30 protein-coding genes and 1 other RNA gene are annotated in these 26,786 nt (G+C 59.5%); 6 read left to right on the top strand and 25 right to left on the bottom strand.

What is annotated here, in order from left to right; all coding sequences use genetic code 11:
- Positions 1-3: 3 nt before the first annotated feature.
- The 16 genes from AC0L8G_RS07870 to AC0L8G_RS07795 all read right to left on the bottom strand — a co-directional run bounded on the left by AC0L8G_RS07870 (position 4) and on the right by AC0L8G_RS07795 (position 16,711).
- Complete coding sequence (locus AC0L8G_RS07870; RefSeq protein ID WP_473388182.1) at positions 4-870, bottom strand: cell division protein FtsQ/DivIB; 867 nt, start codon at positions 868-870, stop codon at positions 4-6.
- Positions 858-1,784 (bottom strand): D-alanine--D-alanine ligase, encoded by a 927-nt coding sequence (locus AC0L8G_RS07865; protein WP_473388180.1) that lies wholly within the window; start codon positions 1,782-1,784, stop codon positions 858-860. Before AC0L8G_RS07865 ends, AC0L8G_RS07870 begins: the two co-directional genes overlap by 13 nt.
- Positions 1,781-2,698, bottom strand: a complete 918-nt coding sequence (murB, locus tag AC0L8G_RS07860; protein ID WP_473388178.1) for a UDP-N-acetylmuramate dehydrogenase — start codon at positions 2,696-2,698, stop codon at positions 1,781-1,783. The genes AC0L8G_RS07865 and murB overlap by 4 nt, the downstream gene beginning before the upstream one ends.
- A 2-nt stretch (positions 2,699-2,700) precedes the next feature.
- Complete coding sequence (locus AC0L8G_RS07855; RefSeq protein WP_473388177.1) at positions 2,701-3,132, bottom strand: hypothetical protein; 432 nt, start codon at positions 3,130-3,132, stop codon at positions 2,701-2,703.
- Between the two features lie 3 nt (positions 3,133-3,135).
- Entirely contained in the window at positions 3,136-4,587 is a 1,452-nt protein-coding gene (gene murC / locus AC0L8G_RS07850; protein WP_473388176.1) for a UDP-N-acetylmuramate--L-alanine ligase, read from the bottom strand.
- A 10-nt stretch (positions 4,588-4,597) separates the two neighbouring features.
- A complete protein-coding gene (murG, locus tag AC0L8G_RS07845; protein WP_473388175.1) occupies positions 4,598-5,692 on the bottom strand; it encodes an undecaprenyldiphospho-muramoylpentapeptide beta-N-acetylglucosaminyltransferase in 1,095 nt (364 codons plus the stop codon).
- Positions 5,692-6,828, bottom strand: coding sequence for an FtsW/RodA/SpoVE family cell cycle protein (locus tag AC0L8G_RS07840; protein ID WP_473388174.1), 1,137 nt, complete (start codon positions 6,826-6,828; stop codon positions 5,692-5,694). The genes murG and AC0L8G_RS07840 overlap by 1 nt, the downstream gene beginning before the upstream one ends.
- A complete protein-coding gene (gene murD, locus AC0L8G_RS07835; protein WP_473388173.1) occupies positions 6,825-8,237 on the bottom strand; it encodes a UDP-N-acetylmuramoyl-L-alanine--D-glutamate ligase in 1,413 nt (470 codons plus the stop codon). The genes AC0L8G_RS07840 and murD overlap by 4 nt, the downstream gene beginning before the upstream one ends.
- Positions 8,238-8,245: 8 nt before the next feature.
- Complete coding sequence (mraY, locus tag AC0L8G_RS07830; protein WP_473388171.1) at positions 8,246-9,379, bottom strand: phospho-N-acetylmuramoyl-pentapeptide-transferase; 1,134 nt, start codon at positions 9,377-9,379, stop codon at positions 8,246-8,248.
- Positions 9,379-10,845, bottom strand: a complete 1,467-nt coding sequence (locus AC0L8G_RS07825; protein WP_473388170.1) for a UDP-N-acetylmuramoylalanyl-D-glutamyl-2,6-diaminopimelate--D-alanyl-D-alanine ligase — start codon at positions 10,843-10,845, stop codon at positions 9,379-9,381. Before AC0L8G_RS07825 ends, mraY begins: the two co-directional genes overlap by 1 nt.
- Entirely contained in the window at positions 10,845-12,281 is a 1,437-nt protein-coding gene (locus AC0L8G_RS07820; RefSeq protein WP_473388168.1) for a UDP-N-acetylmuramoyl-L-alanyl-D-glutamate--2,6-diaminopimelate ligase, read from the bottom strand. The genes AC0L8G_RS07825 and AC0L8G_RS07820 overlap by 1 nt, the downstream gene beginning before the upstream one ends.
- Complete coding sequence (locus AC0L8G_RS07815) at positions 12,278-14,140, bottom strand: peptidoglycan D,D-transpeptidase FtsI family protein (RefSeq protein ID WP_473388167.1); 1,863 nt, start codon at positions 14,138-14,140, stop codon at positions 12,278-12,280. Before AC0L8G_RS07815 ends, AC0L8G_RS07820 begins: the two co-directional genes overlap by 4 nt.
- Before the next feature lie 33 nt (positions 14,141-14,173).
- Positions 14,174-14,548, bottom strand: coding sequence for a cell division protein FtsL (ftsL, locus tag AC0L8G_RS07810; protein WP_473388166.1), 375 nt, complete (start codon positions 14,546-14,548; stop codon positions 14,174-14,176).
- Entirely contained in the window at positions 14,545-15,570 is a 1,026-nt protein-coding gene (gene rsmH / locus AC0L8G_RS07805; RefSeq protein WP_473388164.1) for a 16S rRNA (cytosine(1402)-N(4))-methyltransferase RsmH, read from the bottom strand. Before rsmH ends, ftsL begins: the two co-directional genes overlap by 4 nt.
- Positions 15,567-16,061: a division/cell wall cluster transcriptional repressor MraZ gene (locus tag AC0L8G_RS07800; protein ID WP_473388163.1), complete on the bottom strand. Its 495-nt coding sequence runs from the start codon at positions 16,059-16,061 to the stop codon at positions 15,567-15,569. Before AC0L8G_RS07800 ends, rsmH begins: the two co-directional genes overlap by 4 nt.
- A 266-nt stretch (positions 16,062-16,327) precedes the next feature.
- Positions 16,328-16,711, bottom strand: coding sequence for a hypothetical protein (locus tag AC0L8G_RS07795; RefSeq protein ID WP_473388162.1), 384 nt, complete (start codon positions 16,709-16,711; stop codon positions 16,328-16,330).
- A gap of 477 nt (positions 16,712-17,188) precedes the next feature.
- Here AC0L8G_RS07795 and ctrA point away from each other — a divergent pair, with 477 nt between their 5' ends.
- From ctrA to AC0L8G_RS07780, 3 genes are all read left to right on the top strand, one after another.
- Positions 17,189-17,890 carry a response regulator transcription factor CtrA gene (gene ctrA, locus AC0L8G_RS07790; RefSeq protein ID WP_473388160.1) on the top strand — a complete coding sequence of 234 codons (702 nt, stop codon included), beginning with the start codon at positions 17,189-17,191 and terminating at the stop codon, positions 17,888-17,890.
- 227 nt (positions 17,891-18,117) lie between these two features.
- Positions 18,118-18,585, top strand: coding sequence for a hypothetical protein (locus AC0L8G_RS07785; protein WP_473388159.1), 468 nt, complete (start codon positions 18,118-18,120; stop codon positions 18,583-18,585).
- A gap of 14 nt (positions 18,586-18,599) precedes the next feature.
- Positions 18,600-18,806, top strand: coding sequence for a helix-turn-helix transcriptional regulator (locus tag AC0L8G_RS07780; RefSeq protein WP_473388158.1), 207 nt, complete (start codon positions 18,600-18,602; stop codon positions 18,804-18,806).
- Between the two features lie 12 nt (positions 18,807-18,818).
- On the opposite strand, the gene AC0L8G_RS07775 is transcribed toward AC0L8G_RS07780, so the two are convergent.
- Positions 18,819-19,691 (bottom strand): bifunctional transcriptional activator/DNA repair enzyme AdaA, encoded by an 873-nt coding sequence (locus tag AC0L8G_RS07775; protein WP_473388156.1) that lies wholly within the window; start codon positions 19,689-19,691, stop codon positions 18,819-18,821.
- Between the two features lie 129 nt (positions 19,692-19,820).
- On the opposite strand from AC0L8G_RS07775, the gene AC0L8G_RS07770 reads away from it, so the two are divergent.
- Positions 19,821-20,171 carry a hypothetical protein gene (locus tag AC0L8G_RS07770; protein ID WP_473388155.1) on the top strand — a complete coding sequence of 117 codons (351 nt, stop codon included), beginning with the start codon at positions 19,821-19,823 and terminating at the stop codon, positions 20,169-20,171.
- On the opposite strand, the gene AC0L8G_RS07765 is transcribed toward AC0L8G_RS07770, so the two are convergent.
- From AC0L8G_RS07765 to rnpB, 4 genes are all read right to left on the bottom strand, one after another.
- Positions 20,168-21,649, bottom strand: a complete 1,482-nt coding sequence (locus AC0L8G_RS07765) for a beta-ketoacyl-ACP synthase II (protein ID WP_473388154.1) — start codon at positions 21,647-21,649, stop codon at positions 20,168-20,170. The genes AC0L8G_RS07770 and AC0L8G_RS07765 overlap by 4 nt on opposite strands.
- Before the next feature lie 78 nt (positions 21,650-21,727).
- The gene (locus AC0L8G_RS07760) at positions 21,728-22,213 is read right to left on the bottom strand and encodes a YajQ family cyclic di-GMP-binding protein (protein WP_473388152.1); all 486 of its coding nucleotides are present in this window, start codon (positions 22,211-22,213) and stop codon (positions 21,728-21,730) included.
- A gap of 17 nt (positions 22,214-22,230) precedes the next feature.
- Complete coding sequence (locus tag AC0L8G_RS07755) at positions 22,231-22,653, bottom strand: hypothetical protein (RefSeq protein ID WP_473388151.1); 423 nt, start codon at positions 22,651-22,653, stop codon at positions 22,231-22,233.
- Between the two features lie 91 nt (positions 22,654-22,744).
- Positions 22,745-23,140, bottom strand: an RNA gene (gene rnpB / locus AC0L8G_RS07750) — RNase P RNA component class A.
- Positions 23,141-23,198: 58 nt separating this feature from the next.
- Here rnpB and AC0L8G_RS07745 point away from each other — a divergent pair.
- Positions 23,199-23,642, top strand: coding sequence for a hypothetical protein (locus AC0L8G_RS07745; RefSeq protein WP_473388149.1), 444 nt, complete (start codon positions 23,199-23,201; stop codon positions 23,640-23,642).
- Positions 23,643-23,745: 103 nt separating this feature from the next.
- A complete protein-coding gene (locus AC0L8G_RS07740) occupies positions 23,746-24,021 on the top strand; it encodes a hypothetical protein (protein WP_473388148.1) in 276 nt (91 codons plus the stop codon).
- Positions 24,022-24,063: 42 nt separating this feature from the next.
- Here the strand turns inward: AC0L8G_RS07740 and AC0L8G_RS07735 are convergent, their stop codons facing one another.
- The 4 genes from AC0L8G_RS07735 to AC0L8G_RS07720 all read right to left on the bottom strand — a co-directional run bounded on the left by AC0L8G_RS07735 (position 24,064) and on the right by AC0L8G_RS07720 (position 26,735).
- Positions 24,064-24,687 (bottom strand): N-acetylmuramoyl-L-alanine amidase, encoded by a 624-nt coding sequence (locus AC0L8G_RS07735; RefSeq protein WP_473388146.1) that lies wholly within the window; start codon positions 24,685-24,687, stop codon positions 24,064-24,066.
- Between the two features lie 4 nt (positions 24,688-24,691).
- Entirely contained in the window at positions 24,692-25,594 is a 903-nt protein-coding gene (locus AC0L8G_RS07730) for a DMT family transporter (RefSeq protein ID WP_473388145.1), read from the bottom strand.
- Positions 25,595-25,727: 133 nt separating this feature from the next.
- Positions 25,728-25,943: a hypothetical protein gene (locus tag AC0L8G_RS07725; protein WP_473388143.1), complete on the bottom strand. Its 216-nt coding sequence runs from the start codon at positions 25,941-25,943 to the stop codon at positions 25,728-25,730.
- A gap of 108 nt (positions 25,944-26,051) precedes the next feature.
- Positions 26,052-26,735 (bottom strand): TerB family tellurite resistance protein, encoded by a 684-nt coding sequence (locus AC0L8G_RS07720; protein WP_473388142.1) that lies wholly within the window; start codon positions 26,733-26,735, stop codon positions 26,052-26,054.
- Positions 26,736-26,786 lie beyond the last annotated feature (51 nt).

The following is a 26,786-nucleotide window of genomic DNA, read 5'->3' as shown; positions in this document are numbered from 1 at the left end:
CGCTTACTCTATCCGCCCAAGCGGGCGCTCCAGCTCAACGCCGCCAACTCTTCTGTAGACGAAGTTTTCCGGATTGCGCAAATCGACATATTCGAGCTGCTCGTCAAGCAATCCGGTTTCGGCTTGCAGGCGCGACAGATAATGCACTGCATCGCCGACCCCGCCTTCGGGGAATTTCACGTCGATGCCATTGCGCGTCTTCAAATTCCAGCGGCGGTCGCTGACCCGGATCAGCGCCGAGGTCAGCCCCCAAAGCTCCGGCGCGTGCTGCAAGGCTTGCAGCATTTCCGACGCGGCCTCCGGCGCACCGGCGCCGACAATGAGCGGCAGATCCGCATATTCATAAGCGTCGACCTGACGAATGACTGCGCCAGTGTCATCGATCAGATGCAGCGCGCCCGACAATTGCCACACAGCCGCGGGTTCCCGCTCGCGCACCGATACATGAATGGTGTTCGGCATCAGGCGCGACACGGCGGCGGTGCGCACCCAGCCAAGCTGCTCAACCGCCGCGCGGGCCCGGTCCGCATCGAAATGCAGGATCGAACCGCCAATCACCGGCCCGACCGCAGAGAGCACTTCATCTTCGCTGGAATGGGCGACGCCGCGCGCGGTTATGCGCGTGATTTCAAAACCTGCATTGACGGCGCCGGCGCCGGCGAAGCGATTCAGCTTCTCGCCCATCAAGCCGATATAACCGCCAGCCCAGAGAAATCCGATGGCGACCACCGCGAGCAAAACCGAACTTGCGATCATGGCGTGAGAAAAGCGCGTCCAGACGGCGCTGACCCGTTCGAAAAAGCCCTCAGGTTTTTTGCGCGACCGGCGTTTCGCGGTTTTTTTTGCTGGTTTCTTTTTCACCTTTGGCACGACGCATCCTCCACCATCCAGGCGCAAAGTTCAGAAAACGGAATGCCGCAAGACGCCGCCTGCTCCGGCGAGAGCGACGTCGCGGTCAATCCCGGCTGGGTGTTCACTTCAAGGCAATAGACCTGTTCGCCTTCGGCGTCAGGGTCATATCGAAAATCGGCGCGCGACAGGCCGCGGCAGCCCAGCGCATGATGGGCGCGCAAGGCGAGATCCATGCAGCGCGCTGTAATTTCATCGGGAATTTCCGCCGGCAACACATGTTTCGATCCGCCGGCGGCGTATTTCGCTTCATAATCATAAAAAGCGAGCGCCGTCGTAATCTCGGTCACGCAAAGCGCTTTGTCGCCCATGACGGAAACCGTGAGTTCGCGCCCGGCGATGAATTTCTCGACCAGCACCTCATCGCCCAGCGACCATTCTTTTGCTGTCAGCTCGGCTGGCGGGCGGTTCTCGCCCTTTCTGACGATGAAGACGCCGACGGAAGAGCCTTGCGCATTCGGCTTGATGACATAGGGCGTCTCCATGACATGGCCCTTCGCCGCCTCCGCGCGCGAGACGATCTTGCCATAGGGCGACGGGATATTCGCATCTTCAAACACCGCCTTGGCGCGCTGCTTGTCCATGGCGAGCGAAGACGCCAGCACGCCGGAATGGGTGTAGGGAATGCCCATCACCTCCAGCACGCCCTGCACGCAGCCATCCTCTCCCCATTGTCCATGCAGCGCATTGAACACCGCATCCGGTTTGATTTCGGCAAGTTGCGCGGCGAGATCACGCTGCGCGTCAATCTCGATCACCTCATATCCCGCTTCGCGCAGGGCCTTCGCCGCCGCCGCGCCGGAATTGAGCGACACTTCGCGTTCCGGCGACCAGCCGCCCTTCAGGACCGCGATGCGGTTGTATTTCCTCGTCACTGCCCTGGCTCTCCTATCCGCCGGATTTCCCAGTGCAACTCAACGCCGGTCTTGGTTAACACATCTTTACGAAGTGACTCGATTAGGGTCTCGAGGTCCTCCGCCGTGGCGTCGCCGCGATTGATGATGAAATTGCAGTGCTGTTCGGAAACCTGCGCATCGCCGACCACGCGGCCCCTGCCCCCGATTTCGTCGATGAGCTGCCAGGATTTGCGTCCGCCGGAGATTTCCGGATCAGGATTGGCGAAAGTGGAGCCGCCGGTGCGCTCGCGGATCGGCTGGGTCGTTTCCCGCATTTCGCTAATTTCATCCATGCGCTTCAAAATTCGCGCAGGATCGTCAGGACGTCCCTCGAAGGTCGCGCTGGTAAAGATGAAATCTTCCGGCGCCGAGCAATGGCGATAGGAAAAGCCGAGCCCGGCATTGGAGAGAATGCGGCGCTTGCCCTTGCGGTCATAAGCGACGGCGGCGACCAGCACGTCCTTCACCTCGCCGCCATAGGCGCCGGCGTTCATGCGGATGGCGCCGCCAATCGTGCCCGGCACGCCGCGAAAAAATTCGAGCCCCGCGACGCCTGCCTTCGCGGCGGCTTTGGCAACCTGCGCGTCAATACAGCCGGCGCCGGCGGTGACCCGCATGCCCTCGACTTTAATCTGCCGAAATGGCGAACCGAAACGAATGACAACGCCCCTCACGCCGCCGTCGCGCACCAACAGGTTCGAGCCGACGCCCATGACATGAACCGGAATGTCTTCCGGCGTTTCTTTCAAAAAATGCGCGAGGTCGTCTTCATCGGCAGGCGAATAGAGCACATCAGCAAAGCCACCAACGCGGAACCATGTCAGCGCGGAGAGGTCTGCGTTCTCCGTGTATTTCCCGCGGACGGTGGGGAGATCCTGGATTGTTACGTGCAACTTCAATTCTTGCCCAAAGCATCACGATATGCATCGACTGTTGCCGGCTCGTATTTACTTATCGCCCGGGTCAACGCGCAGTCAGTAGTGACCAAACGCCCCATTTCATCAGAATAGGCGAAAACAAAATACTCCTGCGCTTTTTCAAAGTTGAGACCGCAATTACCGTTATCCTGTCTGTCGTGAAAGATCGAAATACGGTCTTGCTCAACGCCCTTCATCTTTTCACGCACCTGAAATTGGGTCACCCGATCAGGATTGTCGGGATTCAACCCTATCAAGGCTCTCTGCGTTTTGATCGGGACGCCTATAAAGATCGCTTGCATGCCGGAGACATGCTCTTCTACCGTAGCAGGAACCACACAGGAGCATGCATTCGCAGCCGTCGCAGCTAACGAGAATAACAAAGCGCCTGTCAAAATGAGCGGTCGCATTCTTTAACTCCCCATTTTGCCAAGCTCGCCCGCCAGCGCATTAGCATATTTCGTAATGTCGCCAGCGCCGAGGCAAATGACATAATCGCCCGCTTCCGCCACTTCGGAAATGACGCGCGGCAATTCATCGAAACTTTTAAGCGCGCGCGCGCCTTGGTGCCCATGGCTTTCAAGGCCGGCGACAAGACTGTCACGATTAAACCCTTCAATGGGCGTCTCGCCCGCCGCATAGACATCGGCGACAAGCGCCACATCGGCCTCATTCATGCAGGCGCAAAATTCGTCAAAGAGGTCGTGCAAGCGCGAATAACGGTGCGGCTGCACCACCGCGATGACTTTGCCCTTGGCGATATTGCGCGCTGCGCGCAGGACCGCCGCGATTTCCGCCGGGTGATGGCCGTAATCATCGATGATCGTTACGCCCTTCCATTCGCCCGCCGGAGAAAAGCGCCGCTTCACGCCCGCAAATTTCGACAGGCCGGATTTGATCTGCTCGTCGCTGGCGCCGAGGCGCTTGGCGACGATCACGGCAGGCAGTGAATTCAGCACATTGTGATTGCCCGGCATGGGCAGGCGAACGCCCTCGATGCGGTCGATCTCTTTCCCGCGCTCTCGGAAAATGATGTCGTAAAAGCTGGCGCCGTCTTCATGGCGAATATTCGCTGCGCGCACATCGGCCTGCGGATTGACGCCATAGGTGATGAGGCGGCGGTCGGTGACGCGCCCGACCAGCGCCTGCACTTCCGGGTGATCGAGACAGACGACGCCGAAGCCGTAAAACGGCGTGTTCTCGATAAAGCGGTCGAACGCGGCGCGCAATTTTTCAAACCCGCCCCAATGGTCGAGATGTTCCGGGTCGATATTGGTGACGATAGCGACGGTTGTCGGCAGGCGGATAAACGTGCCGTCGCTCTCATCGGCTTCGACGACCATCCAGTCGCCCTCGCCAATGCGCGCATTGGCGCCATAAGCATTGATGACGCCGCCATTGATGACGGTGGGATCAAGATTGGCTTCGTCGAGCAATGCAGCAACCATGGTCGTGGTCGTGGTCTTGCCGTGGGTGCCGGCGACCGAAACGGTCCATTTGAGGCGCATCAGCTCGGCCAGCATGTCGGCGCGTTTGACAACCGGAATATGTCGCGCGCGGGCGGCGGCGACTTCCGGATTGTCGCGTTTGATCGCGGTGGAAATGATCACCGCATCGGCGCCCTCCACATTCGCGGCGCTGTGGCCGATGGTGACCGGAATGCCCTTGTCGCGCAGGCGCTGAACATTGGCGCTGTCTGAAACGTCGGAGCCGCGCACATCATAGCCAAGCGTGCGCATCACATCGGCGATGCCGCTCATGCCAATGCCGCCAATGCCGACAAAATGCACAACGCCCGCGCCAAATGGCAGGCGAACCTTGATCGCCGGCGGGTCGATTTTTGAAAATTGGTCTTTGCGCGTCATAATACTCTACTCAGCCCGCCCTTTGCGCGGCGATGGTCTCTACCAGATCGGCGAGCCGCGAGGCGGCGCCGGATTTAACCGCCCCATGCGCGGCCTTCGCCATCGCTTCAAGGCGCGCCGGATTTTCCAGCAAGGCCGCCAGCGGCGCGGCCAGCTCATATTGATTAAACTGTTTTTCGGGCAAAATCACGGCGGCCTTTTTATTGGCCAAAGTCCGTGCGTTACCGCTTTGATGGTCGTCCATGGCGATGGCCAACGGCACCAAAATCGATGGCCGCCCGATGGCCGCCAGTTCAGTCACGGTGGATGCGCCGGCGCGCGAAATCACCAGATGCGCCGCCGCCATGCGCTGCGGCAGGTCGGTGAAGAACGGCGCCACTTCGGCGCGGACGCCAGCTTGAGCATAGGCGGCTTGCACCGCTTCCATTTCCCCGTCACGCGCCTGATGCGTAACCACAAGTCGCTTGCGCAAATCTTCCGGTAGGCTGGCGATAGCTTTCACCGGCGCGTCGGAAAAAATGCTGGCGCCTTGGGAGCCGCCAAAGATCAGCAGTTGAAAATCGCCGCCGCGCCGCGGATAGGAAGCGCCGTCCAGCGCGGCGACCGCATCGCGCACCGGATTACCCACTTCAATTGTCGCTACGCCGCCGGGCAATTTTTCAAGCACGGGGAATGCGTGCGCGGTAAAGTCTGCGCCCTTTACCAGCATGCGGTTTGCGCGGCCCAAAACGCCGTTTTGTTCATGCACGCCATAAGGGATGTTCATCAAGGCCGCCGCCTTCATGGCCGGCAGCGACGGATAGCCGCCAAACCCCACCGCGGCGACGGGCTTGCGCCGCCTGAACTCGCGCATGGATTTCACCAGACCGGAGGCGATGGAAACCGCGGCCGCTGCTTTTGCGACAAGACCGCCAATGGACGGGGTCGCGGCGGAAATCTCAAACCGCTCATCGGCGGGGAAGTCTTTAGCGTATCGCGCACCGCGCACATCGGTGACGAGCAGCACGCGATGGCCACGGCGTTTTAATTCCTGCGCCAAGGCTTCGGCCGGAAACAAATGCCCGCCAGTGCCGCCCGCAGCGAGCGCGATTGGCCCCGAGACCATCACGGCATGATGTCCTTGCGCCGATACACGCCCTGCCGGGTGCGGGTCAGTGCGAAAATGAGGCCAACGGTCAGGCCTGTCGCGAGCAATGAAGACCCGCCATAAGAAATAAAGGGCAGCGTCATGCCCTTGGCGGGCAAGGCGCGCAAAGAAACGCCGATATTGATGATCGCCTGAAAGCCGATGATCGCCGCAAGCCCGGTCGCGGCGCATTGCGCAAAGACGCTTTTCAGCCCCGCCGCAACGCCCATGACGCGCGCAGTGAAAATCGCGAACAAAATGATGATCAAGATCGCCAGCAGAAAGCCGAACTCCTCCCCCGCCACCGCGAAGATGAAATCCGTATGGGCGTCGGGCAGCGCGGTCTTGACCGGCGGCGCATCGCCCCGACCTATCAACCCGCCATTGGCGATCGTTTCGATCGCGCGATCAACCTGATAGGTTTCCGTTGTTTCCGGTTTGAAAAAACCGTCAACGCGCGCGGCGACGTGATCGGAGAGAAAATACCCGGCGGTCAATGCGCCCATGCCCGCCATGCCAAGCAGCGCGATCCATAACCAGCTCCAGCCGGCGACGAAAAACATCACCGCCCAGACGGCGGTTATCAGCGCCCATTGCCCGAAATCCGGCTGCAGCAGCAACAACATGGCGAACAGGGAATATAGCCCGATGGCGACCGCGCCGCCGGGAAATTTCGGATCGCGCGCACCCTCCGCCAGCATCCAGGCGGCGGCGATGACGAAACCGGGCTTGGCGAATTCAGAAGGCTGCAGCGACATGCCGGCGAAATACAGCCAGCGCTTTGCGCCGTTCACTTCGCCGCCGAAAATCAGCAAAAACACCATCAGCGCGATTGCGCCGACAAACACAAACACGCCTAGCCGGCGCGCCTGCAACGGCGTCAAAAACGCAATCGCTGTGATCAACAGCAAAGTCGGCCCCATAAAAACGAGCTGGCGCATAGGAAACTGGAACTGATCCACATTAGACATGCGCGCCGCTGCAGATGGGCCCGCGGCCATCAACACCACCCCGCCAATGACAATGATCAAAGACAGGATCGCCAGCGCCGTGCGGTCTATCGACCACCACAGACGCGCAAACGGGGAATCATCGAGCCGCGACAGTCGTTTCACGCCGCCTCTCCATTGGTTGCCGAGAGATCAGAGACGAGCGTGCGAAACGCCTGGCCTCGTTCGTTAAAATTCTTGAACTGGTCATAGGATGCGCAGGCAGGCGATAGCAGCACGACCGGGTTCGACGCATCGGACTTCGCCGCATCCTTCGCCGCCGCCGCGACGGCCTTTTCCAGATCGCCGCATTGCATGCATTTGACCGAGTCTTTCAACTGCGTTTCAAATTCCGCCGCCGCTTCGCCGATCAGATAGGCGCCGCGCACCCTGCCCATCAGCGGCGTCAAACTTTCTACGCCGCCTTCTTTCGGTTTGCCGCCGACGATCCAGAAAATATCCTGAAAAGCGCTGAGCGCCCGCGCCGTCGCGTCTGCGTTGGTGGCTTTTGAATCATTGACAAACAACACCTTGCCGTTGCGTCCGACCTCTTCGAGCCGGTGCGGCAAACCTTCATAGCGCTGCGCCGATTTTACGGCGAGCGCCGGATCGACGCCAAACCGCGCGCAGACGGCGACCGCCGCCGCGGCGTTTTGATGATTATGCGCGCCGCGCAAGGACCGCGCCGTTGTCAGATCGCCCGCAGTCGCGGTCTTGCCGTCGAGATTGTAGTAGATCTTGTCTTCAAGCGCATAAACGCCGCGCCCCAGCGCGCTGCCTGCGGAGACCGGGCGCACTTCAGCCGGTCCGCGCGCCATCAATTCGGTGCAAACGCTTTGCGCATAGTCGTCATCGACGCCGATCACCGCGAGGTCTTTTTCGGTCTGGTTCAAAAAGATCCGCTTTTTTGCGTCGAGATAGCCGTCGACGGACCCATGCCGTTCAATATGGTCAGGCGACAGGTTTAAAAACACCGCCACATCGAGACGCATGGAATGAGTAAGATCGAGCTGGAAGGAAGAAAGCTCGAGCACATAAATTGCGTCGCTTTCAAACGCCGGCAGCGACAATACGGCCTCGCCAATATTGCCGCCCACATAAGCGTCTTCGCCCGCCTGTTTCAGAATATGCCCGATCAACGCAGTCGTCGTAGATTTGCCATTGGAGCCCGTGACCCCGACAATGCGCGGACGCGCGCGTTCTTCCAGCGCGTTCAACGCACGAGCGAATAATTCCGTGTCGCCGATGACGGGAACTTTTTCCAGCTTCGCCTTACGGACAATTGCGTGCGGTTTTGGGTGGGTCAGCGGCACGCCGGGCGACACCACCACCGCTTCGAGTTCTTTCCAGGGCCAGTTCTTTGGATGCTCGCAGCGATATTCCGTGTCCGCAATCTTGTCGCGCGCCTGACGGTTTTCATCGAAAGAAAAGACCTGCGCGCCCGAGGCGACCAGCGCATCGCATGTCGCAACGCCGGAAACGCCGAGGCCGAAAACGCCGAACTTCTTTCGCTTTACGTCAGGGATCAAGATCATCGTTCGCCCTAACGCAGTTTCAAGGTGGCGAGGCCAACCATCGCCAGCACGAAAGCAATGATCCAGAACCGGATGACGATGGTGGATTCCTTCCAGCCAAGTTGCTCGAAATGGTGATGGATCGGCGCCATGCGGAACACCCGCTTGCCGGTAAGTTTGAATGACGCGATCTGGATCATCACGGACAAGCCTTCGAGCACAAACAGCCCGCCGACAATCGCCAACACGATTTCATGCTTCGCAGCGACCGCGATCGAGCCGATGGCGCCGCCAAGCGCGAGCGAGCCTGTGTCACCCATAAAGATCGCAGCGGGGGGCGCGTTGTACCACAAAAAGCCGAGACCGGCGCCGATAATGGCGCCGCAGATCACAGTCACTTCGCCGACGCCTGGCACAAACGGAACGCCCAGATAATTTGCGTAAATCGCATTGCCGACAAGATACGCGATAAGCGCATAGGCGCCCGCCGCGATCATCACCGGCACGGTGGCCAGCCCATCAAGACCGTCGGTCAGGTTCACCGTGTTCGAGGCGCCGACGATCACGAAGGCGGCGAAGGGTATGATGAAAATCCCGAGCGGCACGCCAGGCGCGTTGAACCATTCCTGAAACAAGGTAAGCGGCACGAACGGCACGCCGACCGAGCGCGCCAGCCCTTCCGGCGCATCCGGCGCGGCGCTGAGCGCATCCATGCAGAAATAGGCCGCAAGCAAGGCCACGGCGAACTGCACGATCAATTTCAAGCTGCCGACAACACCGTCCGTCGTTTGCTTGGTGACCTTCATATAGTCGTCGATAAATCCAAGCGCGCCAAATGCGAGCGTCACGCCCATGACGATCCAGACATAGGGATTGTCGAGCCGCGCCCATAAAAATGTGGCGACGGTCAGCGAAATCAAAATCAGCACGCCGCCCATGGTCGGCGTGCCAGCTTTCTCGATGATATGGGTCTGCGGGCCATCTGTGCGGATCGGCTGACCGCGCCCCTGCTTGCGGCGCATCCAGCGGATTAGCGACGGGCCCAACAAAAACGAAATCAACAACGCCGTCATCACCGCGCCGCCGGTGCGGAACGTCAGATAACGGAACACATTGAACAACTGGAACTGATCCGCATAGGGGGTCAGCAAATGATACAACATCAGGCCCGGCTCTCTTTCAAATCATCCTTGGCGCCGCTTTGTTTCAGCGCACGCGCGACTGCGCTTACTTTCGAGGCGTTCGATCCCTTGACCATGACAATATCGCCCGGGGCGACCGCGTCCAATACGGGGCCGACGAGACCGACGGCGTCGCCGGCATGCAGGCCGCGCATGGCTGGAGGAAGGACATCCCAGAGATGGCGCATTAACTGGCCCGCTGCGTAAACCCGGTCAACCTTCGCCGCAAGCAGCGCGTCTGCCAGTTTTGCATGCAGCGCCGGGCTTTCCGGCCCCAACTCCAGCATTTCGCCCAAAACCGCGATGCGCCGCCCGCCGGAAGTCGGCTCCGTAGCGCCCAGCAGGCCAATCGCCGCCGCCATGGAAGCCGGGTTGGCGTTATAGCTTTCATCAATCAGGGTCGCCGCGCCGCCATCGATCACGATCTGCGCCCGCGCGCCCCGCCCTTCCGCCGGAAGGATGTCGGCCAGCGCCGCGATAGCGGGCTCAAGCGGCGCGCCAACCGCATCAGCAGCGGCAAGCGCGGCGAGCATATTCGTCGCCTGATGGCGGCCCGCAATGCCGACCTTGAAGCTGTGAACCTTACCCTTGAGCCGTGCTTTCAGTTTCGCCCCGGCGCCATCGGCCTGGTAGTCGAGCAGTTGAAAATCCGCGCCTTCTTTTTCGCCGAAGGAAACGAAACTCGCGGCGCCCGCAGCCTCGGCGCGCTTTTTCAGCAGGCCGAAAAACTCATTATCATAGGGCAAGACTGCAATGCCTCCGGGCGCGAGGCCGGTGAAAATCTCCGCTTTGGCTTCGGCGATCTCTTCGACCGATTTGAAAAACTCCAGATGCGCCGCCGCCACCGTGGTGACGATCGCCGCATGCGGGCGCACCAGTTCCGTCAGCGGCGTAATCTCGCCCGGATGGTTCATGCCGATTTCAAACACGCCATAATCGGCATGCATGGGAAACCGCGCCAGCGTCAGCGGCACGCCCCAATGATTGTTGAAACTCTTATCTGCGGCATGGACCACGCCGTCGCTGCCCAGCACGGCGCGCAAAATTTCCTTGGTCGAGGTTTTGCCAGCGCTGCCAGTAACCGCAATGCGTTTGCCAAAGTTGCGCGTGCGCGCCGCCGCCGCGAGATCGCGCAATCCGTTCAGCGTATCACCGACCACCAATAGCGGCGCACCGTCGGGCGCGTCTTCCGGCGCCCGCGCCACCAAAGCCGCCGCAGCGCCCGCCGCAAAGGCGTTTTTCAAAAACTCATGCCCGTCCCGCGCATCGCGAAGCGCCACAAAAATATCGCCGGGCTTTAAAGTGCGCGTGTCGATGGAAATGCCGCCGGCATTCCATTCTTCCGCCGTCCAGCTTTTCGGATCGCCGCCGCGCGCGCATAAAGCGCCGCCGGTCGCCGCCGCAGCTTCATACGCACTCCACAGATTATCTTGTGTTTCCTTGACCATCACCCGAGCTCCTTTATCCGACCGGCGATAACATCCCGCGCTACGCTGGCATCGTCGAACGGCAAGACCTGATCCCCAACCTGTTGCCCCGCTTCGTGCCCCTTCCCCAAAATCAGAAGCACGTCCCCTTCTGCGAGCATGTCGACGCCCGCAGCAATCGCTTCCGCCCGGTCGCCAATCTCCGCCGCGCCCGGACAGCCTTTTAAAACACCCGCCCGTATTGCAGCAGGATCTTCCGAACGCGGATTGTCATCCGTGACGATCACATGATCCGCGTTTTTCATCGCGGCGGCGCCCATTAACGGGCGCTTGGTTTTGTCGCGGTCGCCGCCGGCGCCAATGATCGCAATGACGCGCCCCGACGCGTGCGGGCGGATCGCGGCCAGCGCGGTTGCGACCGCATCGGGCGTATGCGCGTAATCCACATAAACGCCCGCGCCCTTCGTCTCACCGACTAACTCCATGCGCCCCTGCGCACCCTCGATATTTTCAAGCTGCAAGATGACATCGTCAAATTTCACCCCGGCGCCGACAACCATGCCTGCGGCGAGCAATACATTTTCCGCCTGAAATGCGCCGATCAGCGGCGTTTCAACGCGATAAGTCTTTCCGCCCGCTTCGATAACCAGGCTGAGCCCGCCTAAATGCGGAGTGCAGCTGACAAGCGTGATGTCGCGCCCTTTAACGCCGGTCTGAACCGTGGGCACGCCGCGTGCACGCGCAAGCTCGACGACGTCTTCGGCGCGCTCGCCGTCCATATTGATTGCGGCGACGCCGTTGCTGGCCAAAAGCGATGAAAAAAGCCGGCCCTTTGCCGTGAAATAATCTTCAAACGTATCGTGATAATCGAGATGGTCCTGGGTGATGTTGGTGAAGGCCGCTACACAGAACTGCACGGCGTCGGCGCGAAATTGCGCAAGACCGTGGCTGGAGACTTCCATTGCAAGATGGGTGACGCCGGCGCGCGCCATGGCGTCCAGCGTTTCGTGCAGCATGACGGGGTCAGGCGTCGTATGCCCGAGCGGGCGTTCGTAGACGCGCGACTGGGCGCCGAGCGTGCCCAGACTGCCCGCTTCATAGCCAAGCAATGACCAAAGCTGCGCAGCAAAGCGCGCGGTTGACGTTTTGCCGTTAGTGCCCGTGACCCCGGCGATAAATTCCGGCTGACGCGGATAGAAACGCGCCGCCATTTGCGCCAGCCGCCGCCGCGGCTCCGCATCGACGATGATCGGCAGGTTTGACGTGACACCCGGCTTCGCGAGAACCGCCACCGCGCCGCTTTCCTCCGCCTGGGGAATGAATTTAGCGCCATCCGCATGAACGCCCGGCAGCGCAGCAAACAGAAAGCCGCGCGAGATGGCGCGGCTGTCGGCGGTTAGCCCGTCAATCTGCGGGTCCGGCGAGATGCTTTCATACGCAAGTTCGGAAAGCCTCATGGCGCACCGCCCCCGGCATCGCCTGCGCCATTACCCAAAGCTTCGCCCAAGACTTCACTTTGCAGCGCGGCCTGTCGCATCAGCGCCGGCGGCTGGCCGGAAACGAATGACGCAAGCGCGGTCGCTTCATTTACCGTCGACAAGCCGAGCAACGGCGCCGCCCGCTCGACAAAGCGCGAAAATGCGGGCGCAGCATTCCAACCCGCCGTCGCATAGCCATAGGTTTCTTTCAGCGCTTGCGGATTATCGAAGGAAATCAAAACAGCGTAGCGCGGCGCATAGCCGGGAACGGCGCCGACAAAACTCGCAATCCGCGCATCCTTTTGATAGCCGCCCGTCTCGGAGCGCTTGTCCGCCGTCGCCGTCTTGCCTATCGGATAATAACCCGGCGCCTCGGCGTAGGATGCCGTCCCGTCGGTCACGACACGACGAAGAATGCGGCGCATTGCGGCGCTGGTTGTTTCGCTGAATACGCGATTGCCTTCCGGCGCGCGCGCTTGATGGTCAGCCGATGATGCGAGGAAGCTCGGCGTGCGATATACGCCGCCATTGACCACCGCCGAATAGGCCGCCAGCAAGTGCAAAGGCGTCACCGAAATGCCGTGACCATATGAAATCGTCGCGGTTTCCACCGGCCCCCATTGCCAGGGAAGCTCCGGCGCGCGGTTTTCGGCAAGCTCTATCGGCAAGGCTTCGAACAAGCCGAGCGCCTGTAAAAACCGCTGCTGTTCTTTTGCGCCAAGTTCGAGCGCCATACGCGCCGCGCCGATATTTGAGGAATGCTGCACAACTTCAGACAATGTCAGAACGCGGTTCTCGCCATGAAAATCAGTGATGGTGCGGTCCGCCACCCGGAGGTTTCCGCGCGCATCGTAATTTGTTCCTTCATTGCCAAGCCCGTCCTCAATGACCGACGCGGCGATGAAACTCTTAAACGCCGAACCGAGCTCGTAGCGGTCATAGGTGGCGCGATTGCGGCGGGAATCGGCCGGATAGGCGCCCGGCGCATTCGGATCGAAATCAGGAAGGCTCGCCAGCGCAACAACTTCGCCGGTCTCCACATCCATGACCGCGCCCCATGCGGCCTCGGCGGAGAATGTCGTCATGGCGTCGCTGAGTTCTTCTTCAAGGATCTGCTGCACACGAATATCAATACTGGCGCGCATGGGCCCGCCGCCGCCTTTTGGCGCGCGATACCGGTTTGCGACTTTTTCAAGCCCCATAACCCCGCCCTTGCCGGGCTCGTCATGACCAACCACATGCGCGGCGAGCTTGCCTTGCGGATAGAAACGTTTCACCCGCGCCGCGAAGCGGACGCCCGGCAAGCCTAGATCGAACACAGCCTGACGCTCCGCCGGGGTCAGATCGGCACGCACTTCAACATAGCGGCCCTGGTCGAGCTTCGCTTCCAGTTCAAGCGCGTCAATGTCGGGCAGGACCGCAGATAATTTTTGCGCCGCCTCGCGCGCATCCCAGACTTCGCGGCCGGCGACTTCCAGCGCGATCACCGGCAAATCGGCCGCCAGCAGCGCGCCATTGCGATCGACAATTTCCGGACGCGGCGCGACGGCCATCGGCGCGGCTGCGAAACTTGTCGCCGGTGCAAGATCGCCGAAAGAAATAAACGCCAGCCGCACACCAAGACCGGCGAACACAAAAACAAATACCGACGCACACATCATGACGCGCATGCGGGCGCGTTCAGCGATACGTCCGCGCGCGCCCATGGCGCGCACATGCAATGACTGCTCGCCCGCCGCCCGCGCCTTGCTCAGCGTTCCAAGCTCAACATCGCTCGCCGCCGCATCGGCGATGACATAGGCCTTTGGCTTGGCTCTTTTGTTTTTGCCCTGGAACATCTGGCGGCCGCCTGTGGGTAAGGATTGAAGTCGTTATTGCGCGTCCGCAAGCTGCGCCATGGCCAGCGCATTGCGAATAACATCGCCCGCCGGCGCTGGCGCCTCTTCTGTTGCGATATAGCTTTCATCACCGAACAGAGAGGCAAACTCGTGCGCATTGACCAGTTGCTCGCCGGTCGACGGACGCAGCTCAGTCTTGGTCTCAGCGACTTTCGCAAGGCGGTCCGGGTTTTCAAGATAGGCGATCTCAGCCCGCAGCATCTGGATAGCCCGCTGCTCTTCGACCTTGCTCACCTCGATGCGCTGAATGTCTTCGCGCAGCTCACGAACCGAAATTTCCGCCTTGTACCGGCCAAACGCCGCCGCCGCCAGCAACACACATAGAAAAATAGTTGTTATACGGATCATTTTTGCCTGCCTCCGTCCATAAAGGATAATTTGATTTCTTTTGGCGCGCCAAGCGCCTCTCCCGCGTCCGGTGCGGGCGCCGCCTCAGTCCGAAGCCCCGCCCGGAGCTTCGCTGATCGCGCCCGCGAATTTTCATCGATTTCTTCCTGCGACGCAGCGACTGCGCGCGAATAGAGAAGCTCAAAAGAAGCCGGCGGCTCATCCGCCGGCGGCAGATGCCGCGAACCGCTGCTTTTGGCGTCGGAACGCCCTGTCAGAAAGCGTTTGACGATGCGGTCTTCAAGCGAATGAAATGCGACGACCACCAACCGGCCCGCCGGGCGCAACAGTCGCTCCGCTGCGCGCAAGCCGGCGATCAACTGACCGAGTTCGTCATTCACAAAAATACGCAGCGCCTGAAAGACGCGCGTCGCGGGATGAATTTTCAGCCGCCCGGCGCCCGGCGTCGCCTTTTCGACAATCGCCGCCAATTGCGCCGTGGTTTCGATCGGCGCCTTTTCGCGCTCACGCAGTATTGCCCTTGCAAGGGCGTTGGCGCGATTTTCCTCGCCATAGCGGCGAAAGATGGTTGCAAGGTCCTGCGCGTCAGCGCGCGCGATGACTTCCGCCGCATCAGGCTTGCCGCCATCCATCCGCATGGAAAGCGGTCCGTCAAAGCGAAACGAAAAGCCGCGCTCGGCCTCATCCAGCTGCATCGAAGATACGCCGAGATCGAAGACAACGCCGTCGACAGTTTCCACGCCCTCCTCCGCCAGCGCCTCGCGCATTTCTGCGAAGGGCCGGTTGATGAGGAAAAGCCGTCCGGTGAACTCTTTCGCCCACTCTTTCGCCCGCTCGATTGCGGTCGGGTCACGGTCAAAACCGTAAACCACGCAATCAGCGGCAGCCAAAATCGCGCGCGTATAGCCGCCGGCGCCGAAAGTCGCATCGACATAAACGCCGCCGTTTTTCGGCGCGAGCGCTTCGATGACTTCTTTCAACATGACGGGCTTGTGCCCGGATTGCGGAGACGCTGCGGTCATTGCGCGCCCTCCCCGCTGCTCAACCCATTGCCGGGATTGCGCAGCGAACGCTTTGCATCGCTGGCGATCTTCTTCGCCTCATCAAGCGGATCGGCGAAGAGTTCGGGATTCCATATCTGAAAAGAACGTATGTGACCGGCGAACAGCGCCTGGCCGTTCAGCTTGGCGTGCGCGCGCAGATCTTCAGGCAAATTTATGCGCCCTTCAGTATCCGTCGTCACCGGCGTCATTTGCGTAGCGATGGCGCGCTCAAGCGCGATGCGCTTTTCCGAATAGGGATCAAGGTCTTCAATCATCGCGAGCAGATGGTCGATATAATCGGCGCCGCCGCATTCAAGGCACGGCTCTTCCGTAGACGGAAGGCAATAGATGACATTTTCAGAGGCCAGATCGAGCACGCGCCGAAACGCAGCCGGCGTCGCCAGCCGGCCCTTCGCATCAATCTTGTTGGTGTAGGACCCGAAAAATCGAGCCCCGGCCCCGCGCCGCATGCCGCATCCTCCGCCGCGTCGCGCTCCCGGTTCCCGCCGGGCGCACGCCGCCCTCAGCCCCAAAAATTTGGGCTATGCTGGGATAGCATGGGATTTCATGGGCGGTCAAAGGATGATTCGCCTCCGGCCGCGATTTCTCCCCGACGATTCCGGAACAGAAACGGAACATCATCGAGATCACTTCGCGCGATGTTTTGTAAACACCGGTTAACAAAGGGTGAATTTTCCACGCAGTTTGGGGAAAAGTTTGCGCCTCAGGCTGAAGGCTATGCGCCGCGGGCGGAAACCCGCCTCGCCGCCGCTGGCGGCGCGCATTCCGGCATGACTGAATCTGCGGCAGTCCCCGCCTCGGCCAGCGTCATTTGCGCTTCGAGCTGCGCCGCCAGCCCCGCCGCCGCCGCAAGCTTTTCCTGCGCATCGGCTTCAGCCTGCTCAAGCGTCGCCAGCATTGCCCTGAGCCGGCGCCCGCGCGCAAGCGTGCTTTCCGCGCCGCCGCCGTCTTTCGCGCAATCGATTTGCGCCAGGGACCGTTCCGCCGCCTGCCGCGCTTCGGCCACATCCGCCAAATCCTCGCGCAACGCCGCACGTTCCTCACGGGCAAGCGTCAGCAATCGTTTCAGTGCGCTGAGCAATTTTGCGGTGATGATCATGCCCTGCCCTTCCAATCGCGAATTGGGCGATGCTTCGCCCTGATTGTCCAATGCTCTGCGCCGCGCGACGCTGGGTCCAAAATCCAAACGCGATCCGGAACATATGCCAAAACGTCCATTTCGGGGGCGAATTGAATGATCGCCCGCGCGCGCTTACCCTTTCGTCCAAACAGGCGCGCCCGATAAAGCCGGCGCGTCTTTCCGAGTTAACACCGCCCGCTTAAGCCCCGGTAAATTGGTGAACTGCTTTAACCACAAAAATCCGAACATGCTTAATGACAGCGCCCGCAAATCAAGCAATCACTAGGGCTCGCCAGTAACAAGTATTTTCGCAGCCTTAAAAAGCTCCCGATAAACCAGCGAATTTGATTCACGCTGTTAACCATTATGAAATCTTATCGTCGTTAACTTCCCGACGATGAAACGAATTTAGCGCGACGAGTTCGAGGGGAACAGCGCGCCAATAGGAGACGGACTATGCGGGTTCTGCTGATCGAAGATGACGGCGCCACGGCACAAAGCATCGAACTGATGCTGAAGTCAGACGGGTTCAACTGCTACACCACCGATCTCGGTGAAGAAGGCGTCGATCTCGGAAAAGTATATGACTACGACATCATCCTTCTCGACCTAAACCTGCCGGACATGACCGGCTTTGATGTGCTCAAATCTTTGCGCGTCGCCAAGGTCAACACGCCGATCCTCATTCTGACGGGTCAGGGCGACATTGAAACAAAAGTCCGCGGCCTCGGTTTTGGCGCAGACGACTACATGACCAAGCCTTTCCACAAAGACGAACTGGTCGCGCGCATCCACGCAATTGTGCGTCGCTCCAAGGGCCATTCACAGTCAGTCATCACCACTGGCCGCCTGATCGTCAATCTCGATGCAAAAACGGTTGAAGTTGCGGGCCAGCGCGTCCACCTCACCGGCAAAGAGTACCAAATGCTGGAGCTCCTCTCGCTCCGCAAAGGCACGACGCTGACCAAGGAGATGTTCCTCAATCATCTCTATGGCGGCATGGACGAGCCGGAACTTAAAATCATCGACGTGTTTATTTGTAAGCTGCGTAAAAAACTCGCCGCCGCTACACAAGGCGAGCATTATATCGAAACGGTCTGGGGGCGCGGTTATGTTCTTCGCGACCCGCAGGAGGAAAAAGCCCAATCCGTCGCGTAACTCCAAGCGCGCGACGTTTATTCTAAAACTTGCACCCGAAAAAAAACGCCCCGGAGAAATCCGGGGCGTTTTCTTATGGCTTTGACCTCATACCCATCGCTTGACAGTGGAATTTGTATATGCAAAGTTTGCTTTGCATTTTGACAATCAAACTTTTCTTCCCTGTTTGGCGCGCCAAACGCCATCGGGAGCGATTTTCGCGATATGCCCTGTAAGGAGAGATGGATATGAGCAAGCCAAATAAAAAACACGCCGGTCTAAGGCGGGTGCTCGTCTTACTGATGGCGGGGGCGCCGATCGCGTTTCTCGTATCGTTACCCTGGCTAAAGGAACAAGGGGCCGCAACGGTGTATCTGTTGAGCGCCGCCGCCGCCTTCATTGTAATCGGAACGTCTTTTGTACTTGCTGTCATTAGTGATCGGGAAGCCGATGAATGGGCCAGAAGTTCAGCACGGTTCGCTTCCCAATGGGGCATGCTGGCGGGCGGTTCGATAGTTGCTATAATCCTCGCGCTACCGCCTTTTCACTCCTTGATCTTCGAAATTGCATCCTGGTTTCATCGGGAAGGGCCGGTTGACCAAACACTCGTTTTGGCGATTTTTACGGCGGGTTTTGTAACCTGTGTGCTCGCCCAGACGATCGCGCACCTTTTGATTGGACTCATCTGGCGTTTTTGGTCGTCGCGATCAATCTAAGCCGAGAAAGCTGAATGAAAAACCGCATCCGCGTCTTACGCGCCGAAAGAGAATGGAGTCAGGCCGAGTTGGCGGAGCGGGTCGGCGTATCCAGGAACTCCATCAACGCCGTTGAGAACGGTCGTTTCGATCCATCCCTCACACTGGCCTTTGATATCGCCACTGTATTCGGGTTGAAAATAGAAGACATATTCACGCGCCAACAAAAAGGTGACTCGTAACCAGGATTGCCTTCACCCCTCAACCACCGCCTCTTCCATCGCCAGCACCGACTTCTTGCGCGCAACGCCCCAGCGATAATTGTGGATCACGCCGGATGACAAGATCACCCGATGACAGGGGATGAGCACGGAAATGAGATTGGCGCCAACCGCAGATCCCACCGCGCGATTCGCTTTGGGTTTGCCGATGCCAGTTGCGATATCGCCATAGGTGCAGCGCGCGCCATAGGGAATCTTGAGCAGCGCTTCCCACACCTTCAACTGGAAATTCGTACCGCGCACATGCAGGCGCAACGGCTCATCGAGCCTGGCGTTGAGTGCAAATGCGAATGCCTGCGTCGCCAAGGGCGCCACATAGTCTTTGTCGTGAACGAAATCCGCCGCCACCCAATCATGCTTCAATTCGGCAAGATTGAAGTCGTCGCCGCCTTCATCGGCAAAACTCAACCAGCACACGCCCTTGTCGGTCGCACCTATCAGCACGCGCCCTAATGGGCCATTGAGGAACGCATAGCGAATAGTCAGCCCCGCGCCGCGCCGGCGATAATCGCCCGGCGTCATCGCTTCGGCGGCGAGAAACAAATCATGCAAGCGCGACGATCCGGAAAGCCCGGCGGAAAACGATGCGGACAACACATCCTCGCCTTCGGACATGGCGCGCTTGGCCTCCTGCGCGGCGAGATATTGCAGGAACCGTTTGGGCGAGACCCCGGCGCCAGCTTTGAACACGCGCTGAAAATGCGTAGGCGACAGCCCCACATGCGCGGCCGCCTGCTCAAGGCTTGGCCGCATCTCAGCATTCGCGGTCAGATAATCGATCGCCCGGGCGACGGGCTCGAAATCGTCAAGGCGGCGGGCGGCGTTGAATGTGGACATATCGTTCATGAGGCCCTTTTTGGGCGAAAAATTCGCCGGACAACACCCGTTTCTTGCGGGATCCGCACCGGCCTTTTACCCACCATTAACCCTAATGGCGCCTAAATAGGGGGGCAACAATCCGGAAGGGATCCTCAAATGGAAGATCTCAATTACATTATCGGCATTGGGTTTTCCGGCGCGGATCTGCCCCGCGCAGTTATTCTCGCATTCCTGTTCGCGATGTTCGCGCAAGGGAACGCAAATATCTGGAAAGTCGGGCTCCTCGCGCTTTTGATCGACCGCACTGTCTGGCCGATCGCCGCAATGGGCTCGTCAGGCGCGGAATTGCAATCAATCTATTCCGCGATCGCCGGCATGGCCAAAAGCTTCAAAGACGATATCGGCATCTACATTGTGCGCTATATCGGACTTGTGCTGATGATCGGCGGCTTCCGCTGGCTGCGCGCGAGCATTCACAACATCTCGCCGAAAAAAGCGGCCGCTTAAACCTTCTCGAACGCGACAACCGCGTTCAGCCCCCCAAAGGCAAATGAATTTGAGAGCGCGACAGCAATGTCGCGCTCTTTTGCTTCATTGGGCGCATAGTCGAGGTCGCATTCGGGGTCCGGTTGGTCGAGATTGATCGTGGGCGGAACAACCCCGTGCTTTAGCGCCAAAATCGCGGCGATGCTCTCTATGCCGCCAGCCGCGCCGAGCAGATGCCCGTGCATTGACTTGGTGGATGACGCCACAAGGTCGTCCGCGCCTGAGCCGAAGACGTCGCGTATGGCTCTGGTCTCGGTCGGATCATTGAGGAGCGTTCCGGTGCCATGTGCGTTGACGTAAACCGACTTCGGGTCGGCAACGCTTACGTCTTTCATCGCGAGTTTCATCGCGCCGGCCGCGCCGTTCACATCCGGATTGATCATGTCCTTGCCGTCGGCATTCATGCCGAAACCCGCAAGGCGGCAGATAATGTTGGCGCCGCGTTTTTTAGCGTGGCTCTCTTCTTCAAGCACGAGGATGCCTGCGCCTTCGCCAATCACCAGCCCGTTGCGGTTTTTCGAAAACGGCCGGCAGGTCTCATCGGCCAGAATATGCATCGCCTTCCAGGCTTCGAGCGCGCCATAGCACAAGATCGCCTCGCTGGCGCCGGCGATCCCCGCATCGGCGGCGCCGGACTTGATCAGCTCCGCGCATACGCCGATTGCATGAGCGCCCGTAGCGCAGGCGCTGGACACCGCGAATGAGGGTCCGCGCACCCCATGTTTGATGGTCAAATGGCTGGCCGCTGCGTTTGGAATGATTTTCAAGATTGTCAGCGGATGCGGACGCCGTTCGCGGCAGAGCATCGCCACATACGCATCGTCAAAAGTCGACTGGCCGCCAATGCCGGTGCCGATGATGCAGGCCGTGCGCGCGCCCAGCGCCTCATCGAACTCGATCCCCGATTGCGCGACGGCTTCCTCGGCGGCGAGCACCGCAAGCTGCGAGAAGCGATCAGCGCGCATTAGCTGCACGCCGAGCGATTTGATGCGCTCTTCCAGCCCATCAATCGGCGCCACCGGCAAGGTCAGGGAAAATTTGTCGGCGGCCGTAAATTCGCGTTTTTGAATAGCGCTGCGCCCGGCGGAAAGACCGTCCCAATAATCGGCGACGCTCGCGCCCAACGGCGTGACCGCGCCCATTCCCGTAACGACGACATTTCTACTCATTGGGGCGAGCCATGCCTTATGATTTTTCTTGATCAGCTTGTCGAGCGCATCGAGCAGTTCGCCCACCGTCGCCATATCGCCAAACGGATTTTCGTTGGCGTTAAACGGCACTTCCACATCGAGTTTCTCTTCGATCTCATAGATGATTTCCACGACCGAAAAGGAATCAATGCCAAGATCTGCGATAGGCGTATCGCGGTTCAGCTCTCCGGTGAGGCCAACCGCATGTTCCTTGATGATCTCTAAAAGGGGCGCTTCCAATTCGGCCATGTCAGATCTCCGTTGCGTCATCCGGTCTTAACCGACGCCGCTGGAAATGCCTAGGCCGCGGCGCCGTCAGGGCGCGCCCTAGTCCCGGAAATTCTGGTATTGCATCGGCTGTTCAAGCTTCAAGCCCTTCACAAAGGCGATCACCTCTTGGAGATCGTCACGTTTTTTGCCCGTGACCCGCAGCTCATTGCCCTGGATGGCGACCTGCACCTTCAGCTTCTCACCCTTGATCGCCTTGACGATTTTCTTCGCCAATTCCTTATCAAGGCCTTCCTTGATCAGCACACGCTGACGCACCGACTGGCCCGCCGCCGGTTCTTCCTTCTGGTAGTCCAGTGATCCCGGCTCGATGCCGCGCTTTTGCATGTTGCCCTGAAGGATCTCATGCATCTGTCGCAGTTTCATGTCGTCATCGGCGAAGATCGTGATGACGCCGTCTTTCATTTCGACGGATGATTTTGATCCTTTGAAATCGTAGCGCGTGGAAATTTCGCGCGTCACATTTGCGATGGCGTTCTCCGCCTCTGAAAGGTCGACTTCGGAAACGATATCAAATGAAGGCATGAAAGACTCCCGGGAGGTTAGCTGATTTTGGGTTCGGCCCAATTATTGCGGCGGGACAGAAAGAAGAAAACCAGACAGGAAACATAGGCGAAGATCGACATGCCCGTCATGATATTCGGTGCAACGCTGAGCGGAGATTCGCTGCCGGATTTCACTAACGGATGCCAGGCCAGCGAAGACCCTTCCTGCATTGAAATGCGGACCATTTCCGCGGCGATCTCCGCAAGGTCGCGGTAAATATTCACCAGCGCATTTGCGTAACCGAGACAGAAGGCCGAGAAAACAGCAAGCACCAGCACCGCCATCTTGCGAGAGATCTTCGGTGCAAAGAAATAGCTTGCGACGAGCATGGCGGTGATAATCGCCATCCAATTGGTGAAAACGGCATTCGCTGTCTCAAACACTTGATAAAACAAAGCCAGAACTTCTGTGTCCGTCATACACATCTCCCCATCGCCACGTTGTTACCGCACGCCTGCGGGCGAAGGCAATGACACTTCGGGCGGGCGGGAGAATGCCCCATAAAATAAAAGCGCCAGACGGTCTGTAAGCCGGGTTCTGTACCCCTTCCCTCTTTTGCAAGAAGACCGGGGCGACGACCATTCCTCTAGGCCGCGGATTGCTCCGCGGCTCAAGCAACCAACCCGGACGACTCAGCGCGAAGACACGCCTGCCCCGAAAGGCTCGTCATCCCTATTCGGTTTTGCTCCAGGCGGGGCTTGCCGTGCCCGTCCCATTGCTGGGCCGGCGGTGCGCTCTTACCGCACCTTTTCACCCTTACCTCAAATAGAGGCGGTTTGTTCTCTGTGGCGCTATCCCTCAGGCCGCCCGAAAGCGTCCCGGCCGGGCGTTACCCGGCGCCTTGTCTCCATGGAGCCCGGACTTTCCTCCCGCGGCAAAGCCGCCGGCGGCCGTCCGACCGTCTGGCGCTAAGGGATGTGGCGGTCTAGGAGGGCAAGGTCAAGCGGCGGAGAAGGAGCAGATCATGGGGACGCTGTACCATTACAGCTCCGATGCGGAGGTCATCAGGGTCGGCGAAGGGTTTTTGGACCGCTCGCTGCCCAAGGAGGCATGGACCCACGGCGCCCACTGGGCGGCGGCGTTCTGGCTGATCCTGAGGCGTCCTGACATTACGCCCGAGCGCGAGATGCCGGATCTCATCCGCCGCTACAATGTCGCCACCGGCGGCGAAAACACCGATATGGCCGGCTATCACGAGACGATTACACAGGCCTCGCTGATCGTCGCGCGCAGCTTCATCACCGCACAGGAAGATGCGCCGCCGCTCCACGAGCTCTGCAATCGGCTCTATGCTTCGCCATTCGGGAAGAGCGACTGGCTTTTCTCCTATTGGACGAAAGAGGTGCTGTTTTCCGCCAAGGCGCGGCGGGAATGGATTCCGCCTGATATCAAGCCGCTTGTATTATAGCTAACAGAACCTTGCGGCACTGTTTCGATCTGACAGGCGCATCCTCAAGCGAAATTAGAAAACCTGCATTAGCTAAGGCTCACCCTCGCAGTCCGGACGTTTCATGCAGAATCTTTCACATACCTATTTCGGCGCAATGCTGTTTGCCGCCGGCGCCATCACTTCGGTTGTGGTGTTGCAGTTTCCCTGGTTTGCGTTCCTGGCGACCTTGCTGGTCTGGACCGCGATGCGCTCGCCGGAATCGATCGGGGTCGGCGCCATCTTCAAAATAACACCGGCGCCATCTGTGTCTGATGCGGCTTACGAAGGATTGTGGGCGGCGGTTGCGCTGGTTTTCGGCGTGACGGTCTTCTTTGAAGGCTTCAAAGCAGTCCTTTGACATAGACCAGCGCCGCGCGCGTGCGCGGATCAAATCCCTGCCCTAACGATTGCGGACAAAACCGCCGCTGAAAAGCAAGCAGCCCCGCTGCGTAATCGCCGAGATTTGCGTCATAGCCGATATCTGACAGCGCCTGCAGCGCGTCCTCGAATGACACGCCTTCTCCGGATTTCGGATCGCCGTCGAATGGCGCCAGCGCCAGCCCTTCATCGGCGAGTTTTTCCAGGGAAATTTTTCGCCCGGATCTTCCTTGCGGCGTGGCGCCACATCGGAATGGCCGATGACCCGCGCTGGCGCGATATTGTGGCGTGTGCAGACTTCTTTCACCAGTTCGATCACCGATGCGATCTGCGCGTCGGGAAAATCGCGATAGCCCAGTTGATGGCCCGGATTGACAATCTCAATCCCGATGGAGCGCCCGTTCACTTCAATATCGCCGCCCCAGAAAGAAACCCCCGCATGCCATGCGCGTTTTTCCTCTGCGACGAGCTGGTAGACATCGCCATTTTCCTCAACGAGGTAATGGGCGCTGACATGGGCGTCCGGATCGCGCAGGCGCGCCAGCGCCGCTGCTCCGGTCGCCATGCCCGTATAATGCAGGAGCAGCAGGTCAATCGGGACCTTGCGGTCGTCGAAATTGGGCGACGGCGCGTCAATGACTTTCATGGGTCTACCCTTGGGGCTCGATCAAGGCATTATTATCAGCCTGTTTCTTTACATTCCGCAAAAGCACCAGACCAACGCCCGCAAGCGTCATCAATCCCCCGATCACCATGCGCATGCCAATCGGGTCGCCCAGAATGAGCACGCTGGAAAAAACCGCTATCACCGTCGTAAACAGGACGCTTGGCGCGACCACGCTGATCGGCAGCCGCTGCAGCAGCCAGTAATAGGCCGTATGCGCATATAGGGACGCCCCCAGCGCCGAATATAACAGCGCGCCAACCATCAGCGTCGGGTCCGCCGCCTGCCATGCCGCCCCCTGCCCCTCTTCCATGACGAAAGACAGGATGGACAGCATGATCACCCCGACCAGAGCGAACCACGCCAGCAATTCATGGGGCCTTAGCGAGGTTGTACGCTTGACGATCACCGCGCCCATCGCCTCGGAAAAAGCCGCCCCGGCGACCAATCCGACGCCAATGCCGATGCGGGTGTCATCACCCATGCCGGAACCGCCAAGCGCGATCACCGCCACGCCGGCGAAAGCCAGCGATATGCCGAGCAATCGCCGCCAGCCCGGCCGGTCGCCCAAAAATACGACAGCGAGAATAGTCGCGAATGGGACATTGAGCTCAATCGCAATCGCCGCCGCAGACGCCGTCGCATATTTCAAGCCGCTGAACATCAATGCGTAATTGATGGCGCCAAGGCAAAGCCCGCCGAGCAGCACAATCTTCATTTCGCCTTTTCGCCATTTAAGGAACGGCGACAGGATCAGCGCCACCAACGCCATTCGTAATGCCGCGTAGAAAATCGGCGGCACGGTTTCGACCACCACTTTCATGACGACAAAATGCATGCCCCAAAGCAGGCATATTGAAAACAGAGCTGTGAGTTCGCGTACAGACAATTGAACGTCGCCTTTTATGGGGGGCCGAAGGGAAGGACGTGCCTACCGCCATAGAACCCGTTGTCCATAGACGGCAATCGAATTTATCTCATATGAGGAAGTGAATTTTGGCGACTTCGCGCCAGCGCGTCGCCTAGGCTTCGGCGGCGCGCCATGCGCGCGGCGCTGCGCCCTTGGTGAACAACCCGGCAAGCGCTGAAAAACACAGTACAAATGGCGCCGCGAGCGCCACAGCGATGAGCGCGAAACATGAGAACAAGACGACGCCGATGAATAGCGACGCTTCACCAAGGGCCTTGGCCAGGCGCCGAATTAACGGCGCGGGCGCCCCCGATTTCTCAGATTTCACGACCAGCTTTTCCAACAGAAACCCACTCAACGCGACTTAACATCGGCCATCAGATCAAATTCCGGGCGCGCCGTCCAGAGACCGGCGCACACGATGCGCTGTAAATGCCTAGCGATATTCCGTTAACATCTGCTCATAGGCGTTGTTGATCGCCGCCATCCGGCCCTCGGCGATTCGCACGAGATTGGCGGGCACCCCCCGCGCAATCATGGCGTCAGGGTGATGATTGCGGGAAAGCGCCCGATAGGCGGATTTGACCGCCTCAAGGCTCGCCCCCGGCTCGATTCCCAAAATGAGATGCGGATCCTCGGCGCCAAGCCCCAAATGAGTCGCCTTGAGGCGATGGTAAGCGGGCTTGGAGATATTGAAGGCGGTCGCGGCCTGGTCCAGCAATTCCAGCTCGCGCGGATGCGCAACGCCATCGGCGACCGCCACATGGAACAGGCAATCGACCACATCCTCAAGGACTTCCGGCGCATCTTCGAAAATTCGCCCGACCTGCCGCAAATATTCGCCAAATCCGGCAACATCCTGCTGGGCGAGCTGGTAGACCATGCGGACTTTTTCGGCTTCTTTTTCCGGAAACTGGAAAAAGTCCCGAAACGCGCCGATTTCATCATCTGTGACGACGCCGTCGGCTTTGGCCATTTTCGCCGACAAAGCAATCAGCGCGATCGAGAACACAGCCTCGTTGCGGCGCTGTTTTTGGGCGGCGAACGCTTCCAGCAGCGCTCCCAATGTGCGCTTGCGGGCCTCGGCGATGCCGGCCTCAATTCGGTCCCATATAGACATGGGCGGGGTACATAAGTCCCGCTGACCTGAAAATCCACCTCACGCGGCATT

The organism is Hyphococcus sp. D3-15 (assembly GCF_055809375.1).
This window is presented reverse-complemented; position numbering and strand designations above follow the sequence as displayed.